The following is an 18,368-nucleotide window of genomic DNA, read 5'->3' on the forward strand; positions in this document are numbered from 1 at the left end:
TCGGCAACATCACCAAGACCTTCTCTTATAAGATTCGGGAATTTTTTTGTGCTCATATTTAGGCCAGTTTCGACTGTAAGTATTATGGTCCCCTGAGTGAAACATTAAACAGATATTTACCCTGTTTGTGGCAAGCAGAATGAGGGACTTTTTGGGAATTAAACCGTCCGGTGCGTTTTTGCCGGATAAACAACACTCAGGTGAGACGGGCCGACGAGTACTATGCGTATCCGTGAGTTTCTTCTAGTATCGACACGTGTGAGTGCATTTGCCATTGCCACGACTGTTTCCGCATCGGCATTTTCCGCTGTATCCTCTTTAAATCACAGCGTTATTCCGGCTCCAAACCCTGCAAAGGTTGTGCGCACTATCGCCTTGAGCACGCAGCATGCTGCTGTTCAAAGCAGATCGCTTGCCGCCACGCCACGCTCCAAACCACCAGTGATTGGCAGGGGCAGCACAGGCGGAACACAGAACTCTCAGCTGTCCAGCTATGCACCCGCAGCACCTGTCAGCAATGGGCGAACTGCAATTTCGACCCGCCCTTCCAGCCCGCAAAATGCACTCGAAGCAACTGCTGCGCTGACAAGTTCTTATCCACAGGGATTGAGCACAGCTCAAGCAACAGGATCGGTTGAACCACTTAAAACCGTTCTCCAGCACGTTAAATCCGGACGGCTGAACGAAGCGCTGCGCGCTCGAAATGCTTTGCCAGATAACCTCGATCGTCGCGTCGCGGATTGGTTCATTATGCTTCGGGGCGGCCCAAAGACACCGGTCACCCATATCGCCCAGTTTGCAGCCAGCGCACCACACTGGCCAACAGCAAAAGTCGTACGTGCTCGTGGAGAAGCCGCCCTCGCCGCATCCAACCTGACACCCGCTCAGATCATTGTAGCATTCGGTTCCACCGTCCCGGAAACAAAGGACGGCAAACTTGTCCTTGCCAAAGCGCACTTAGCCAAAGGCAACAAGACAGAAGCTGCCAAACTCATTCGCCCACTCTGGCAAAAAACCGTCTTCGAAGCTCCCGAAGAAGCAGCAATTCGCTCTGCTTTTGGCAGTCTCCTACGACAAAAAGATCATCGTCTCAGAGCAGAAATGCTCCTGTATCGTGACAGAGCACGCGCAGCAGAACGCCTGCTTTCCGAACTGTCAAAAGACGAACAAACATACATCAAAGCCCGCATAGCGAGCATCCGTAAAAACGGCAATGCGCTCAGCAAGCTAAAGAGCGTTCCACGCTCTATGAAATCTGACAGCAATTACCAGTTCGCGCTCATCCAGCACTATCGCTTACAAGGGGATTACGACACCGCAGCAAAGCTGATGGAAGCAGCTCCAACTGATCCGGCCGCCTTGCTCAATGGTGACAGCTGGTGGAAGCAACGCCGTGACATTTCCCGCGAGATGATAGAGGCTGGCAAGCCGCGCCTCGCCTACAATATAGCAGCCCACCACGCAGCGGAATCTCCGGGCATGATCGTCGAGGCCGAGTTCCATGCCGGCTGGTTTGCCCTGCGCTATGTGGGTGACCCGCGCCTGGCTGAGCCCCATTTCAAACGTATTGCCAAACTCGGAAAAACAGCACAAACGCTGTCCCGCGCCTACTATTGGCTGGGCCGCACCCGCGAAGCTTTGAAAGATACAGACGGCGCCGTTGACTACTATAAACAGGCAGGCGCTTTCCAAACAGCATATTATGGACAACTGGCACTCGCCAAGCTCGGCATCAACCAAATGCCACTGGCATCCCTTCCGGATGTGACAACAGCAGACCGAACCGCCTTCAACCAGAACGAGCTTGTACAAGCAATAAAGCGAATGGATGAAGCCGGACTGCACAATGATACACTGTTGTTTTATACGCACCTGGCCCGGACACTGCCAACAAACGGTCAAATCAGACTTCTGACTGAGCTGGCAGAATCTCGCGGCGTCTATCAATGGGCGACAATGGTTGGTCGTCTGGCGCAGGCAGAACGTGTCGAAGCGGCACCGCTCGCTTACCCGACCAACGCAATTCCGCGCAAAACACGCATCACAAAAGGTGTAGAAAAACCAGTCGTTTACGCGATTGCTCGACAAGAGAGCTCATTTAACCCAAAAGCGCGCAGCAGCGCAGGTGCATTGGGATTACTCCAACTCATGCCGGGGACAGCTCGCGACACGGCTCGCAATCTGGGGGTCTCCTACAAGAAGTCCCGCCTGACATCTGACCCAGCCTACAACGCCACACTCGGCGCAGCCTTTTTGGGAGAGCTGGTGGACGAGTTCGGTGGCTCCTACATCCTCACCTTCGCCGCGTACAACGCTGGTGAAAACAAAGTGAAGGAGTGGATTGAGCGCTTTGGTGACCCGCGAGATCCAAAAATAGATCCAATAGATTGGGTTGAATCAATCCCTTACGGGGAAACGAGGAACTACGTGCAGCGCATCACGGAAAACCTTCAGGTCTACCGGTATAAGCTGGAAAACAAGCCTCTCACGATCACACAGGATCTCACGCGCGGCTACTAATCCCACTGCAAAACAGTTCAAAACAGCCAAAGCCCGGCGATTTTGCTGGGCTTTTTTTGCCAGCAACAGAACATAAACCCTCTGGGCACCCTTGCATCTCACCCTCCAACTTTGACAAGACACGTGCATAAACCTGCCCTATGGTGAGGATAACTGATCCAGCGATTCATCAGGCAGTTTTCACAGTAGCAAACACACGCACTGAGAAAACCTGTCTAGCAGCGCCCTTCAGAAGCCGGAATTTAAACCGGACCGCATTGTAATCGCTGAAAACACCGAAGCATTTCGGGAGGAACTTATGCTTCAAGCCCCAGATTACATTGATGTCGACCTTCAAAACGTTGCGGGCGCAACCCGTTTCACTTGGAAAGCCAGCGATGGACTAACCTTATCTGCACACATCTGGGACCCGGATATTCCCCGCAACCCAACAGTCATTTGCCTTTCTGGCCTGACGAGAAACACAAGAGATTTCTATCACCTAGCAAACTTTTTAAGAGAAAATGGTCACCGCGTCATCGCAATGGATTACCGTGGCCGTGGCCTGTCAGATCACTCTGAGGATTTTGAGACCTACAGTCTTGATCAGGAAGCTGACGATATTGACAGAGGCATCAAAGCTCTCGGACTTGAAAAATTTGCACTCATCGGCACATCCCGAGGCGGCCTCCACTCTTTCTCCATGGCCCAACGCCACCCAGAGCGCCTGCTGTCAGTCATTATCAACGACATAGGCCCAGTCATCGAACCACCAGCCCTCGACGACATCATCGCCTCAGTCGGCACCGTCATGTCCCAACCAAATATGAAAGCCGCAGCAGAGCGCCTCGCTTCCATCCATGCAACAGCGTTCACAGCCATGTCAGAAACGGATTGGATAACATTCGCCAATCAATTATACGCTCCCAATTCCGACGGCGTATCATTACGCTATGACAAGCACTTAGGCGATACACTCCGTGGAGACAAGAAAGCAGCACCTGAAGACGATCTCTGGCAATCTTTTAGCGCGCTAAAACCGTTTCCTCACCTCTTACTCCATGGACAAAACTCACGTCTTCTCACAACAGAGACTGTCAAGAAAATGCAGCAGTTACACGAGAAAATGGAACTTTCCGTCATCCCCAACCAAGGACATGCGCCTCTACTCTGGGACCAGCCCACCCAAAGGGGCATCCTCAATTTTATAAGACAGCACGTTTAGCGAATGCAAAAAAGGAGGAGTTGGCTCATCAGACCCAACTCCCAAGTTCTTCAAAAAACTTAATGTCTTAGAAGGTTCTCTGAACTCTGAAGAGCGCACTAGCCTCATCAAAGTCTTTTTCATCCTCCGGCGATGTTCGTGCATAGCCAAGGTCAACACCCATTTCCATTCCGCTGACAGGTGACCAGACCAGATCCCAATCCAAAGCAAACCGATCGAAGTCAGGAAGCGCAGCGCCAGTTGGTGTGTCAACAACCGCGTAACTCGCATCAAAGTCTGTCCGCACTTCAGGCGTCACATAGTGCGTAAGTCCACCTGAAAACGATAGGGCCTCGGTCTTTCTGGTATCGCCGTTGATGTAGTAAGCGTCAAAAACTTCATCGTCATCAATACCCACATAGGAAACTGCACCGTTTCCATACTGGAACTGCAGAGCCATAGCATCCTGACTACCCATCTGAGGGAGGTTAATAATCGCCCCTGCCCCCAACGCCCATCCAACTTCACCAGGCACATAAGCTGCGTCTGGTCTGATGTTCGTCACAGCCGCCGCGAGCTTCGCACTGCCCCAGTCACCATCCATCCGGAAGGCCGCTACAGCATCAGGCGCCTTGTTCCCAGCCTTTCCGTTTTCGCTCGCAACACCCGTAAACACGCCATGCGCACGGTAAACAGGATCCTCAATAGAAACGGTAACGGAAACACCACCATCAAACACTTCCGTGTAAGCTGCGGCCCAGGAGTTGGTGTCCGACCAATCGCGATGCACAGAGCCAAAGGTAGCGCCCGTAAAGAAGTCAAACAGAGAACCAGTGCGCCCAATCGTAAAGCCACCAAACTGAATATAAGCTTTGTTCAGATCCATTTCCGGAGAGTCACCATATCGTTCAGTGTCTGAATCCACTGTCGCTCTAAGCTCAGAAAAAGTGCGAACAAACCCAAACTCGGTCTCTGATCGCGCATCCATGCGGATGTAGGAGCGAGCACGAAAGCGCATCGAGTTCAAATCACGCCCTTTAGGATCATCATCAACCACGCCGCCCCAGTTACTCGGCTTTTTGGGAAAGCGTCGATACTGCGCATCGGTACGTACCCGACCACTCAAGCGCAGGCACGTCTGCGTACCAGGGATAAAGAAAAACCCCTCACCATACGCATCACAAACCTGCACATAGTCTAAGGGTTCCACCAGATTGAGCGGCTCAGGCTCAGCCTCAAAAACAGGTTTAGGCAAGTCTGTAGCCTGTGCTGTAACTCCGAATGACAGCAAGACCGGCAGGAATATCAGCTTCTTCGTCATAGTATTGAACCTCCATCCGTCACTCGGAGTAGCCCAATGCCCACAAATGCAGTGATCAAAATCAGCTGCAATGACTACCCCTGTGCAACTAGACAATTACGCCAAGGTTCAATTTTCGCAATTACTATGGATTGGGCAGGATTATCTCACCCAATCGAAACGGGCAGGAAGTTCAACTGAGCAAAATTTCACAGCTTGGGAGGTCACCATGGCGTAATACTCATTGAAAACTTAAGTATCGCGCACAAATGGGAAAGCCCGGCGGGTTGGAACCGCCGGGCCTGAGAGACTGATTGAAAGATCAGGATATATGAACTTCAACCAGATATAGATTAGAAGGTTTTGAGCTAAACCAAAACTCATAAAATCTTGAAGTAGTACCTTCCTATACCGCCTACACATGCAAGTCTGTGGCAAGTATCACATCAAGGCTTTATGAAAGTAGTCCCGGCGACACCGCCGCCGAGACTCTCAATCTAAGAAATCTTAGAAGGAGTACTGTACGCGAGTGGAGATTTTTGCTTCTTCACCATCGTCTGAATCACGAGCTACGCCACCGTCAAGCACGAACTTCAGGCCAGCTACAGGTGAGTAAACCACAGAACCGTTTACAGTTGTCTTGCTGAAGTCCTCATCGTCTTGATCAAGAGCAGAGTAGGATACATCAAGAGCAGCTGTCACTTTGTCGGACAGGCCAGCTTCGAGACCAGCAACCAGATTGTAACCAGTTACACCATCTGCATCGCTAGCACCTGTTTTGTGAGTACCACCGATGTAAGAAGAAGCAGAGTCAGCATAAGCAGCACCGAAGCCAACTTTGACACTGTCAGATACGCTTGCTTCAACCTGGCCAGCAACAGCGAAACCGTAGTCATCATTTGAGTAAGCATGTGCCGCTGCAAATACAGATGCAGAGAACATGCCTTGCGTCATGGACAAACCAGCTTCAAAGTTAGCGTCTTTGGTTGCACCGCCGTATGCGTCAGAATCCAAGATGCCGAAAGAAGCAGTGATGCCATTACCAAGATCGGCTGTTGCAGAAATCTGCAGTACATCTTCACCGCCCGCTACTGGACCAACTGTTCCGATTTCAGAGTAACCGCCAAATGGATCGAATACACCTCCGGAACGACCAATGAGAACAGAAACGTTATCAAAGCCTAGCTGAAGGTATGCATTACCCAGACCAACAACGCCTTGGTCACCGTCATCATTCTTGTCATCGTTCCAAGTTGCAGTCAGTTCAGTGTAGGTTTTGATCGATGCGAACTCAGTGTCTGTCATAGACTCCAAGTAAATATAACCACGAGCATACGCGTCGTAAGCATTAGCAGCTGTAGAGTAATCTTTAGTCAGGTCATGAGTGGTGAAATTGGTGCGAATGCGACCATGTACACGGATGCAAGTGTCCTGACCTGGCAGCTGGAAGTAACCAGCACCGAATGCGTCACATGCCTGCACGTAGTTTACTGGCTCAGCAACTACTGGAAGGTCAGCAGCCATTGCTGGAGTTGCTGTTGCAGCAGCTGCTGCTGCGATAGCGATTTTCTTGAAGTTCATCACAAGCTTCCCATAGATTATGGATTTTAAACATTATTTAAAACAGATCATCAAACCGCAATTCAGGTGCGAACACCGTCATCAAACGTGTCTGAACTGTCCCCATGAACCCTCCGCTACAATTCAAGTGCCTACTTGAAGAGAAAGCCCCCTGAAGGTTCGTGAGGAGAAATTACAATGTTAGGAGTTTTAGGCAAGCCCAATCAGTTTTAATATTTGCCTATTTCTACTTGTCACTTTTAACGTGTGTGTTTTTTACAACAGGAGATTCAGGTAAGTCCAGCTAGTTCATCATGCTCAAACATTTTCAGCCAGTCTCTTAATGCAAGCGGGGCGACACCAAAATCCCTCAAGATACACCGAAAAACCATTGTATTTCAATTAGATACAAATAGAAAAGGATGCAAGTATCAATAAGCAACCAGTAAAAAGAAGACTCCTTGAGATTTTAGCACTTAGAAGCATCTGTATGTGAATAAACACCCTGTAGAAATAGGCAAACTCAAGAGTGTTCTATCTCCAAAATAAGATGTAGCAGAATCATGCAATGCAAATAAAATATTTAAAATCTCAAAAAAAAGGACAGGCATAGCACACGTTCCTGCAATTGCATTCAAAGCGTCGCCGAACCCATAACAACCAACAGTAGAGCCCTGCTGCGCGCGCCTTGAACTCCGACAGATCAAAATCAACAAAAACCCCGGCAGCTTAAGCTACCGGGGTCATCTGAAACTAGATAGCGATTACGCTACCAAATTTCCACACCAGATTAGAACGTGTACTGTACACGTGCACCGATCTGGGAAGTTTCTTTGTCGTCTTTTGCAATATCAGATTCTACATCTGCATAACCTGCTGCAACAGCGAAGGTCAGACCGGAAACTGGGCTATATGCCAAAGAACCGTTGATCGCTGCAGTGCTCTCATCTGCTTTGTTATCCAGATCCTGGTAGGAAACGTCCAGAGCAGCAGTCAGCTTTTCAGAAAGAGGAACTTCGATACCACCGGAAAGTGCGTAACCAGTTTCCTCAGCGTCAGCAGCGATGTACTTACCAGCTTCGTCTGCGTACTGTGCCTGGAAGGTGAACTCAGCACCCTCTGACAGCATATCCAGGTTAATCGCAAGAGTTGCACCAGCAGCGTAACCGTAACCTTCATGAGAAGCCTGGTCATGAGCAGCTGCGGCTACTTTAAAAGAACCCCAACCCTGAGAGATCTTCAATGCACCAACAACGTCTGCGCCGCTATCTTCACCGCCACGGTAAGTAGCGTCTTCAGCAGAGATAGTTGCAGTCACGCCGTTACCGAGGTCAGCAGTGAAAGAAGCCTGAAGCGTAGACTGATCAGAGTAGGCGTTGCCGACAGGACCAATCCAAGTGTAACCTGTGAATCCGTCAAATGCAGATGATTCACGACCAAACAGGAAAGAACCGTAGTCCATGCCGAGCTGTACGTAAACATCACCAGCTTCGATTTCTTCGTCAGTAGTATCGTCAGACCATTTCGCTGTCAGCTCTGTATAGGTCTTAATTGTACCAATTTCAGAGTTGGTCATGGATGTGAAGTATAGATAGCCTTTAGAGTAAGCCTCGTATTCATCACCTTCATCGTCAGAGATGTTACCAGATACAACCTGTGCACGAATACGACCGCCGAGCTTGATGCAAGTGTCTTTGCCTGGCAGCTTGAAGAAGCCTGCGCCAAATGCATCACATGCCTGTACGTAGTCAACTGGTTCAGCTGCTACTGGCAGATCTGCTGCCTGAGATGAAGTTGCAACGGCAGCAGCTGCTGCAGCGAGTGCAAGAGTTTTAACGTTCATAATCCTGACCTTCCAATGTCTCTCAATAGAAAGAAGAAACTGGCGTGACCTGTTTGGAGCAGCTCACATTTCCTCTTTTCCCTGCGACACGAGAACCAGAGAGGCTCGCCATAATTTGGCAAAGCATTCAATCGGCTCGACCGCGTCGATGGACATATTGATGCCCGACGAGATGGAAGATCGCAATATCAACCTAGTAGTTTGAAAGGGGAGAAACATCACCACGCTAAAGTAGTGTGTTTTTTTTGACACACCAGCTTGTGTGGATACCCGATACACTCAACTCAGACACCACAGATCATAGCCGTTCTAACTTCCTCTAAACCATTGAATAATATTATATAAATAACATCACAGCACTTCTAGATTGGTACATTTAACTGCTAGACAAACGTAATTCCCCTGAACGCGCGCAAAAAATTACGCACTGGGGATTAAAATGCCAACTAAAATTTAATATGCAAATTCAAAATAGAAATAGGCAAGAGTACCCACATGCACATGGCCTCAAACAGAGGAACCCGGTGGTTTTGGACACCACCGGGAATGAGAGTCATTGGAAAATCAGGATTATTGAAAGTCCAATGAAGGTCTAAGGCTTAAGTCAGCCTTAGAAAGAACGCTGTACGCGGAAGTTCAAGACAGCAGCGTCTTCCTTTGAAGAACGATCTTCGTCTTTCTGCTTCCAGCCAGCACCAGCAGAGAACAGCAGACCAGAAACAGGACGGTATTCCATAGTTCCGGCAACAACAACTTCGTTAAAGTCAGCCATGATTGTTTCTTCGCCGGACTCTACGTCCAAGTAAGAAGCTTCAACACCGGAAGACAACTCGCTTGTCCAGTTGTGCATGTAACCACCAGCAACAGACCAAGCTTTGTTGGTTTCAATATCACCATCAGTGTTAAGGACTGCGTCTGCAATATCGCCTTCAGCTCCAACATAAGCCATAGCACCGTCTGCATAAGCAGCCTGGAAGTTGATCACGTCGCCAGGAGCAATCATGTCAAGATTGAAACCAACAGCACCGGCAACAGCGTATCCAACTTCAGAGGAGTCACGACCAACTGATGTATCAACCTTGGTTACAGCACCAGAAAGACCAGCATAGCCCCAACCCTGATTCAACAGAACCTTCGCAACAAAGGAAGGAAGAGTGTTACCTGCTTTATTCAGATCATCAGCACCAACGTCTACGCCCTGCTCACGATCAGAATTGTCTTCAATAGAAGCAGCAATCGTCAGGCCATTACCCAATGCGTGGGTATAGGACGCCTGCCATACAGTGTCATCAGCCAGGTGACGATCAAACAGGTTGGAAGCCAGTTCGCCAGTCCAAAGATCGAATGCAGAAGTTGCAAGACCGAAAGTGAAGCCACCAATCTGAACATAACCCTTGTCCAGTTTAACACCTGCAGAATCACGTGAGTCGGAATTAGAAGTGTACTGGAAATCCATGTATGTACGGATCAGACCCAGCTCAGACTGTGTACGGGTATCAATACGCAAGTTCGCACGGGAACGGAAGTTGTGGTTGTTGTCTTCTCTGCTGTAATCTTCATCGTCCAGCAGGTCTGTAAAGCGTGCTTCAACACGAACACGGCCGCCGATTTTGATTGCAGTTTCAGTGCCTGGCAGTACGAAGAAACCTGCACCGTATGCATCGTTGATGCGAACGTAATCTACTGGTGCGATGTCAGCTGGAAGATCAGCAGCCTGAACGGAAGTTGCAGCGGCAGCAGCAGCTGCTGCGATTGCGATAGCCTTGAAATTCATAATTCTAACTTTCTTTAAAACCAGAGCAGCTCGACCACATGTCGATCCCTGACCACTCTGGCTCCCCACTTGCGCATTCTGATCAAAGCAATGTTTGAAACATCACTTTACTCAGCGGGCACCGGTAAGTGCGCCCCGCGCTGTTCACAACATCAATATTTGTGATCTTTGGCTTTTAATCAATAATTCAAATGAAGTTTGAAAGTCATCGAAATACGATGTGGCACAAATAACACAGGGAATTCAGGGAAGGTAAGCCAAACTAAGAACGGCAACACGTACTAGAAACAAACTATTTCAAAGCAAAAGTGAAGATTAAACCCATAAATTATTGTTATATTCAGAGTTGCTGGAGAGGTGTTGAGACGGGACCGGCATAACTTAAGAAAAACAAACAAAAATCATCACTTTTTCAGTCAAAAACCTATTATCTCAAAACCTTTTCCTTCCAAGTCAGCTGCAACTGACTGCAAGCATACATCAACAACAACAACAAATAATAATACATCAATAATTTTGATATTAAATACATAGACTCCACACAACCCATAAAAACATATGTAAATCAATAAGTTAACTAAACTCACATAGACCCACTGCGATTTATCGGCCTAAAACGCATTAACTTTTGCAGTCTATACGATGTGGACAAATCCACCTCAGCGAGCATTTTTCACGCAAAGGACAACTGACTGCCTACCAAAAACAAAGAGGGCAGCCACTTGAGTGACCGCCCTCCTCCATAAAACTGAGTGTTTTGTCCTAGGCTTGGCCTTCAATGAGTTTGCGACGTAACCATCCTGAGAGTTGATCCATCATCATCACCACCACAATGATCAGAAAGATCAGGTAGAGAGTGTTCTCCCAATCCTGTCTGGTTCGCATAGTCTCTATAAGCTTTAGGCCTATTCCCCCTGCTCCCAATGCCCCAATCACAGTGGCACTGCGTGTATTGCTCTCCAGATAATAAAGCATCTGAGATATAAAGAGAGGTAGGATTTGCGGAAACAGCCCGAACCGGTATTTCTGAACCGGAGAAGCTCCCGTTGCTTGCACGCCTTCCGCCTGTTTCTTATCTGCATTCTCAATCGCCTCAGAGAACAGCTTGCCGAAAGTACCCGTATCGGTAAAGAAGATCGCAAAAATCCCGGAGAGCGGCCCAAGCCCGAACGCCCGTATAAAGATGAGCGACCAGATAAGCATATCGACCCCGCGTAGGAAATCGAAGAACCGGCGCACGCCTGTTCGCGCCAACCTCACCGGATTAACATTCGCAGCAGCAGCAAACGCAAGCGGCAATGCTAGAATACCCGCAATCAAGGTACCGACCACGGCCATGATGAGAGTTTGCAGCAATGCGAAATAAACCTCCCCATGCTGCCACTCGCTGTTCATCCAAAACTCATTGAACATAAAGCGCAGGTTGGAAACATCAGGATCCAGTCTTTCCGAAGAGAACGCCAGCGACATCAGCTGACCAGCACTCAGTCCGTTCAGCTTGCTGTCAAAGTCAAACCAGAAGTTCTCCCACCCAACGAAATAGCGATGCACCTCAACTTTGCTCTTTGTCAGCCAGATACGTGTATATAAAGAGGGCCGCGCATTAACCTGGGTTTTCGAGACCTTGAGCCAGTCAGCTTCAGCTCCACCAATAAACTGCGGAACCCCATCTCCAACCTTGAATGTAAAAGGCTCACCAAACTCTGGATGAGTGTAAGTCACCACATCATCTGCAAAGTGAAGCACCCCATCTTCACCGAGCAGAATGGAGGATTGCCCACGTGATTGCTCAATCCAATCTGGCTGCTCTTTATATATAGCCCGTCTGTTGCCCTCCAGACTGACAACAAATCCCTGATCAGCCTTCTTGAACTGATACTTTGCATGCACCTTGTGGGCATAAGCATCCAGTGCAAACAGTTGAGCCATGTCCCCACGAGCCTTCTCCATCACGCCCGGAACATCAAACGCGAAAAAGCAGAGAGCCAAATAAACAACAACCAACAGCGACAGCACCGGCCCAAGCAAGCGCTTTTTCAAATCCAGCCCGAGAACACCGGGATACTGCTCGTCCAACCGTTGCTCTTCATGATGCGACGTCCCACGCAAGGCACTAATATCTGTCATAGAACGCTCCATCAAACTTGCCCCGTCTGACCAATAAGTTTTTGTCGCATCCAGCCGCTGAGGTAATCGATGGACGTGATTGAAAGAACCAGCATGAAAATGATGACAAGAATGTCAGCTCCATAGTTCCAATCGACAACCATCTTCAACTCAGCACCAAGACCACCAGCCCCGACAAACCCAAGGATCGCAGAGGCCCGTACGTTCACTTCCAACCGAAGCAGCGTGTAAGACAAAAAATTCGGAAGCACCTGAGGCAGAATGCCAAAGCGAATTTGCTCTAACCAGTTGCCACCTACACTGCGAATGCCTTCAGCAGCCTTCAGGTCACAGTTCTCATTCACCTCAGAAAACTGTTTGGCGAGTGCACCAATTGTATGCGTTGTCACCGCAATCACAGCTGCAACCGGACTTGGCCCAAAAATCAGAACCAGCAACAGCGCAATCACAATCTCTGGAAACGCGCGAAAAATATCCATCACCCGGCGCATCGCTGCAACGGCAAGCCGATTGCTCATCAAGTTACGGCTCGCAACAAAACTCAGCGCCCCGCCCAGAAAAAATGCCAGAAGAGTTGAGACCAAAGCGATGTTGACGGTCTCGATTAGGTACGGAAGATATTGAAGAACAAGTGCGAAGAGCCCAATCAGCCCTTCCTCATAAGCACCAATGAACAACTCAGCCGGATAATCAAAGAATTTACCCAAGCCTGTCCAAAAGCCACCAGAATTTGCTTGGTCCGCAACAAACAAGCCACCGAAGATGCTCAGGACACAAAGGCCGAGCAGAGAAAGAGTATATAGCGTTCGGCGCCGGGCAACACGCTCATAGGCCTGAGAAATCTCGGCCAGACGGGAAGCTTCGGCAAGCGCCAGATGAGCGGCCACTTCAACATCCTCCAAACAGGGAAATGATGAGAGCCACCACGGCCCCCATAAAGAAAGGGCGCAGTCAGATCCGCGCCCCTTTATTACTCTGAGAATTAGTTAGCTTTTTTTGCTTCAATCTTACGGCGACGCGCTTCAACAATGGTCTTGTAGAAGTCGTGGTTCACTTCCACGAAGTCAGCGTACTCACCACCCTGTGCGGAGTAGAAGCACTCGGTGTTATCAGTCACCATGGACTTCAACGAGGCAACAACCTTCTGCTTTACGTCAGATGGAAGCGACTTACGTACAACAAGCGGACCATTAGGGATCAGCGGAGACTGCCAGACCTGAACCAGATCAGACATATCAACCATGCCTTTATCTACCATCTTACGCAGATTACCAGAGGTGTAGCCCTCTTCCCATTCGCCAACGCCAGATGCCCAGGTGACGCCACCGTCAACATCGCCATTCAAAACAGCAAGAACGTTCTGCTCGTGTCCACCAGAGAACTGCGTAGAGGCAAAGTACTCTTTCAGGTTCAGGCCCATATCGTCAAACGCAACAGAAGGAACCAGATAACCGGAGGTGGAGTTAGGGTCAGCAAAGCCCATGCGCTTGCCCTTCATGTCTTCCAGCGTTTCAATGCCAGAATCCGCACGAGCAACCAAAACAGAATAATAGCCTGTTGCGCCATCTGTCTGCTTGGTGGTCAGCACTGGCTCAACAGCATCAGGAGCTGACAGATAAACAGCGGAGTAACCGGAAGCGCCAAGCTCGGCATAATCCAGGTTACCACCCTTCAGGCCTTCAATAGTGCCAGCATAATCAGCAGCTGGGAAAAGCTTAACCGGAACACCCAGCAGCTTTTCAAAGCGATCAACCAGACATTGATTGGAACGAAGGCGGTCCGCTTCGTTTTCACCACCAAGAATACCAATGCGGAATTCAGTGATTTTCTCTTCAGCCAGAGCCATAGGCGCAGCAAGAAGGGTCGTGCTAACAGCAAGAGCTGCAGCAACTTTACCAATGATTTTCATCAGAGCACTCCAATATCAGAATAAAAATCTAAAACCGCTGCTATTCAGCAGCAGAGACGACAGGCGAAGCATCACCTTTCGCCAGTTCCAGGGCAGCGATTTTTGCACCTTCGCTACCAAGAGAAGTTGAGGTCATCCCCTCCTCAAAACTGTCGTCAGCACCGTAGATCTCACGGGCCACTGCGGTCGATAGCTCATCCGGTTTCCCATCAAAAACAATCTCACCATCGCGCATACCAATCACGCGGTCGCAGTAGTTTCGAGCAGTATCAAGAGTATGGAGATTACAAATAACTGTCAGGCCATCTTCCGTGTTGATCGCCTTAAGAGCGTCCATCACCACCTGCGCATTCATCGGATCCAGCGAAGCAATCGGCTCATCGGCCAAAAGCATTTTCGGTTCCTGCATAAGAGCACGAGCAATCGCAACACGCTGTTGCTGACCACCAGAAAGATTTTCGGCCCTTTTCAAAGCCGTTTCAGCAATACCAAGTCTTTCAAGTTTCAACAGAGCCTGAACCCGCTCTTCACGAGTGAACAGCTTGAGCATGCTTGAAACTGTTCCGTGTGCATTCAAACGCCCCAACATAACGTTGGTTAAAACATCAAGGCGAGGAACCAGGTTGAACTGCTGAAAGATCATCGCGCAATCACGCTGCCAGCGGCGCTTATACGTCCCCTGTAAAGCAAGCACATCAACACCATCAACAAGGACACGCCCATCGGTTGCCGGGGTAAGTCTGTTGATCATCCGCAGCAACGTGGATTTACCCGCACCAGAACGACCAATAATGCCGATCATCTGAGGCTTCTCAACAATGAAACTCGCCCCTTTGACAGCAACATGCGCGCCAAATTCTTTTCTAACGCTTTCAAACTGGATCAAGAGTCCAACCCCGGTACCTGTTAAAATTTAACGTACTAGGCACACGCGATTGTTACAGCGAAATGACGCTCACTCACAAAGCAACCCCGTCAAAAAACCGTCACACCCCACCTCCCCCACATAGCTGGCAAAACGAGCATTACATTACGTTTCTATGACAGAAGGAAAAACCAACCGGCTTTCAAACCAAGGTATCGAAACTCTGCTTTTCAGGGAATCAAAAACCGTCGATTGAACGCTAAGCACTCTGAATGCTCAGTAGGGCTGAGCACCTAACTTCTGAAAGCATCGACATTAAAAAAGCAAATGGGCGGTACTGTTAGGTACCGCCCATTCGAATATAAATTAGTGCTGTTTGCCAGCTGCTAGGTCTAAGGCCGCTATCCTGCGATTAGACCCTAGAAGTGAACTGACTTCGCAGCAGCAGGTTTCTGGAGTGGTGGGGCGAACTTAGTGAGGTCGATGCCTTCCACTGCTGCCTTGTACTCATCCATGTTTGGAGTTCTGCCGAGGATTGCGGAAAGAACAACAACCGGAGTGGACGCCAGCAGGGATTCACCCTTTTTCTCAGAGGAATCTTCTACCACACGGCCCTGGAACAGGCGGGTAGAGGTTGCCAGAACGGTATCCCCCTTAGCAGCCTTCTCCTGGTTACCCATGCAAAGGTTACAGCCAGGACGCTCCAGGTACATAATGTTTTCGTATTCGGTACGTGCTGTTGCTTTTGGCAGTGCATCATCGAATTCGAAACCGGAGTACTTCTGCAAAATTTCCCAGTCACCTTCTGCCTTCAGCTCATCAATAATGTTGTAGGTTGGCGCTGCAACAACAAGCGGAGCATTGAACTCGACCTTACCGCCGTCTTTCTCAAGGTTCTTGAGCATCTGAGCAACAATCTTCATGTCGCCTTTGTGCACCATGCAGGAACCAACGAAGCCCAGATCAACCTTCTTGTCACCACCGTAGTAGGAAACAGGACGGATGGTGTCGTGGGTGTAACGCTTGGAAACGTCATCATTGTTCACGTCAGGATCAGCTATCATTGGTTCATCAATCTGATCCAGATCGACAACAACTTCAGCAAAGTACTTCGCGTTGTCATCAGGTGTCAGCGCAGCTTTCTCGCCAGACTTGATTTCTGCAATGCGCTTGTCTGCTTTATCGATCAGGCCTTGAAGAACTTTGGCATCATTTTCCATACCTTTGTCGATCATAATCTGAATGCGGCTCTTCGCAATCTCAAGTGATTGAACCAGAGTGTCATCCTGAGAGATACAGATGGAAGCTTTTGCCTTCATCTCAGCAGTCCAGTCAGTGAACGTGAACGCCTGGTCAGCAAGCAAAGTTCCGATGTGAACCTCAATAATGCGGCCCTGGAACACGTTATCGCCAAACTGCTTCAGCATCTGAGACTGTGTTGCATGCACCACATCGCGGAAATCCATGTGGTTTTTCATGGTGCCTTTGAAAGTCACCTTCACAGATTCAGGGATCGGCATGGTGGCTTCACCAGTTGCCAGTGCCAGCGCCACGGTGCCAGAATCTGCACCAAACGCAACACCCTTAGACATACGGGTGTGGCTGTCGCCACCGATAATGATCGCCCAGTCGTCAATGGTGATGTCGTTCAGCACCTTATGGATCACGTCTGTCATGGCGTGGTAGACGCCTTTTGGATCGCGCGCGGTGATCAGGCCAAACTTGTTCATGAACTTCATGAGTTTTGGAATGTTAGCCTGCGCTTTCAAATCCCAAACAGATGCAGTGTGACAACCGGACTGGTAAGCACCATCAACAGTTGGAGAAATGACGGTTGCCGCCATGGACTCCAGTTCCTGTGAGGTCATCAGACCAGTGGTGTCCTGAGAACCAACGATATTCACTTTCACACGAACGTCAGAACCAGCATGCAGAGTTGCACCCGGAGTTGCGCCAACAGCATTGCGGTTGAAGATCTTCTCAACAGCAGTCAGGCCCTGACCTTCATGAGAGATCTCTTTGGCCGGAGCAAAAGCGGACTTCAGTTCAATGCCAAGTGTTTCAGATGCAAAAGTCTGCAGCTTTTTACCAAACACAACAGCATAGGAGCCGCCAGCTTTCATAAACTCAACTTTTTGAGGTGTGAACGCGGAAGAAACATCAACCAGCTCTTTATCACCGTCATAAAGCTTCTTGGTTTTAGTGTTGATGGTGAGCACCTTACCAGTCTCAACTGAGTAGGTCTGCTCAAGAACAGGATCACCATTTCCATCCAGAACGGTGTTGCCATCAGCGTCCTGTTTCTTAACCCAGTTTTTCAGGTCAAGCCCGATACCACCGGTCACGCCAACAGTGGTCAGGAAGATTGGAGAAATGCCGTTGGTGCCAGCAACAATCGGCGCAATGTTCACGAAAGGAACATATGGGCTTGCCTGTTTACCAGCCCACAGCGCAACGTTGTTTACGCCAGACATACGGGAGGAGCCAACGCCCATGGTGCCTTTTTCAGCAATCAGCATCACGCGCGCATCAGGATTTGCTTTCTGCAGTTCCTGAATTTCCGCCTGCGCTTCAGGTGAGATCATGCACTTGCCGTGCAGTTCACGGTCAGAACGGGAGTGTGCCTGATTGCCAGGAGAAAGAAGGTCGGTTGAGATATCGCCTTCACCTGCGATGAAGGTCACGACTTTGATTTCTTCGTCTACGTCAGGAAGCTTTGTGAAGAACTCAGCCTTTGCGTAGCTTTCCAGAATGTCTTTTGCAATCGCATTACCTGCTGCAAAAGCTGCCTTCAAACGCTCGGTGTCTGCCTCATACAGGAACACCTGGGTTTTAAGGACATCGGCAGCCTGTTGCGCAACAGACGCGTCATCGCTAAGCGCCAGGTCAAGAAGAACCTCAACAGAAGGGCCACCCTTCATGTGAGACAGCAGTTCAAAAGCGAAGGACTGAGAAATTTCCTCAACAACAGAGTCGCCAAGAATGATCTCTTTCAAAAACTTCGCCTTTTCGCCAGCTGCGCTGGTTGTGCCTGGCAAGGTGTTGTAGATAAAGAATTTAAGGGAACCGTCTCTGTGTTCGTTCTTGAGATCTTTAATCTGCGAAATGATCTCATTCACAAGTGCGCCATCTTCAATCGGCTTGGGGTTCAAACCCTCGGCTTTTCGAGTGTCAATCTCATTCAAGTAGTCAGTGTACAAGCTCATGATTATTCCGACGCATTTGTGTTAGACGATTTATGTTTGGTGTATCCTGAACTCTATGTCAAAACCATCTCTGGCAAACCG

The 18,368-nt window shown here is 49.2% G+C and carries 11 protein-coding genes; 2 read left to right on the plus strand and 9 right to left on the minus strand.

The window, feature by feature from the left end; translation table 11 throughout:
• Nucleotides 1-222 precede the first annotated feature (222 nt).
• Both PsAD46_RS20370 and PsAD46_RS20375 read left to right on the plus strand, forming a co-directional pair.
• Entirely contained in the window at nucleotides 223-2,520 is a 2,298-nt protein-coding gene (locus PsAD46_RS20370; RefSeq protein ID WP_063291602.1) for a transglycosylase SLT domain-containing protein, read from the plus strand.
• Between the two features lie 298 nt (nucleotides 2,521-2,818).
• A complete protein-coding gene (locus PsAD46_RS20375) occupies nucleotides 2,819-3,724 on the plus strand; it encodes an alpha/beta hydrolase (RefSeq protein WP_063291601.1) in 906 nt (301 codons plus the stop codon).
• Nucleotides 3,725-3,791: 67 nt separating this feature from the next.
• Here the strand turns inward: PsAD46_RS20375 and PsAD46_RS20380 are convergent, their stop codons facing one another.
• The 9 genes from PsAD46_RS20380 to PsAD46_RS20420 all read right to left on the minus strand — a co-directional run bounded on the left by PsAD46_RS20380 (nucleotide 3,792) and on the right by PsAD46_RS20420 (nucleotide 18,287).
• Nucleotides 3,792-5,024, minus strand: coding sequence for a porin (locus PsAD46_RS20380; protein ID WP_063307736.1), 1,233 nt, complete (start codon nucleotides 5,022-5,024; stop codon nucleotides 3,792-3,794).
• Nucleotides 5,025-5,510: 486 nt separating this feature from the next.
• Nucleotides 5,511-6,584: a porin gene (locus tag PsAD46_RS20385; protein ID WP_063291599.1), complete on the minus strand. Its 1,074-nt coding sequence runs from the start codon at nucleotides 6,582-6,584 to the stop codon at nucleotides 5,511-5,513.
• A gap of 769 nt (nucleotides 6,585-7,353) precedes the next feature.
• Nucleotides 7,354-8,406, minus strand: coding sequence for a porin (locus PsAD46_RS20390; RefSeq protein WP_063291598.1), 1,053 nt, complete (start codon nucleotides 8,404-8,406; stop codon nucleotides 7,354-7,356).
• Nucleotides 8,407-9,016: 610 nt separating this feature from the next.
• Nucleotides 9,017-10,180, minus strand: coding sequence for a porin (locus PsAD46_RS20395; RefSeq protein ID WP_063291597.1), 1,164 nt, complete (start codon nucleotides 10,178-10,180; stop codon nucleotides 9,017-9,019).
• 762 nt (nucleotides 10,181-10,942) lie between these two features.
• Nucleotides 10,943-12,307 (minus strand): phosphonate ABC transporter, permease protein PhnE, encoded by a 1,365-nt coding sequence (phnE, locus tag PsAD46_RS20400; RefSeq protein WP_063291628.1) that lies wholly within the window; start codon nucleotides 12,305-12,307, stop codon nucleotides 10,943-10,945.
• 11 nt (nucleotides 12,308-12,318) lie between these two features.
• On the minus strand, nucleotides 12,319-13,194 hold the full coding sequence (gene phnE, locus PsAD46_RS20405; protein ID WP_063291627.1) for a phosphonate ABC transporter, permease protein PhnE: 876 nt from the start codon (nucleotides 13,192-13,194) through the stop codon (nucleotides 12,319-12,321).
• 95 nt (nucleotides 13,195-13,289) lie between these two features.
• On the minus strand, nucleotides 13,290-14,216 hold the full coding sequence (gene phnD / locus PsAD46_RS20410; protein WP_063289228.1) for a phosphonate ABC transporter substrate-binding protein: 927 nt from the start codon (nucleotides 14,214-14,216) through the stop codon (nucleotides 13,290-13,292).
• Between the two features lie 40 nt (nucleotides 14,217-14,256).
• A complete protein-coding gene (gene phnC / locus PsAD46_RS20415) occupies nucleotides 14,257-15,102 on the minus strand; it encodes a phosphonate ABC transporter ATP-binding protein (RefSeq protein ID WP_063291596.1) in 846 nt (281 codons plus the stop codon).
• 398 nt (nucleotides 15,103-15,500) lie between these two features.
• A complete protein-coding gene (locus tag PsAD46_RS20420; RefSeq protein ID WP_063291595.1) occupies nucleotides 15,501-18,287 on the minus strand; it encodes a bifunctional aconitate hydratase 2/2-methylisocitrate dehydratase in 2,787 nt (928 codons plus the stop codon).
• Nucleotides 18,288-18,368 lie beyond the last annotated feature (81 nt).

Origin of the sequence: Pseudovibrio sp. Ad46 (assembly GCF_001623065.1) — a bacterium.
Lineage (GTDB): Bacteria > Pseudomonadota > Alphaproteobacteria > Rhizobiales > Stappiaceae > Pseudovibrio.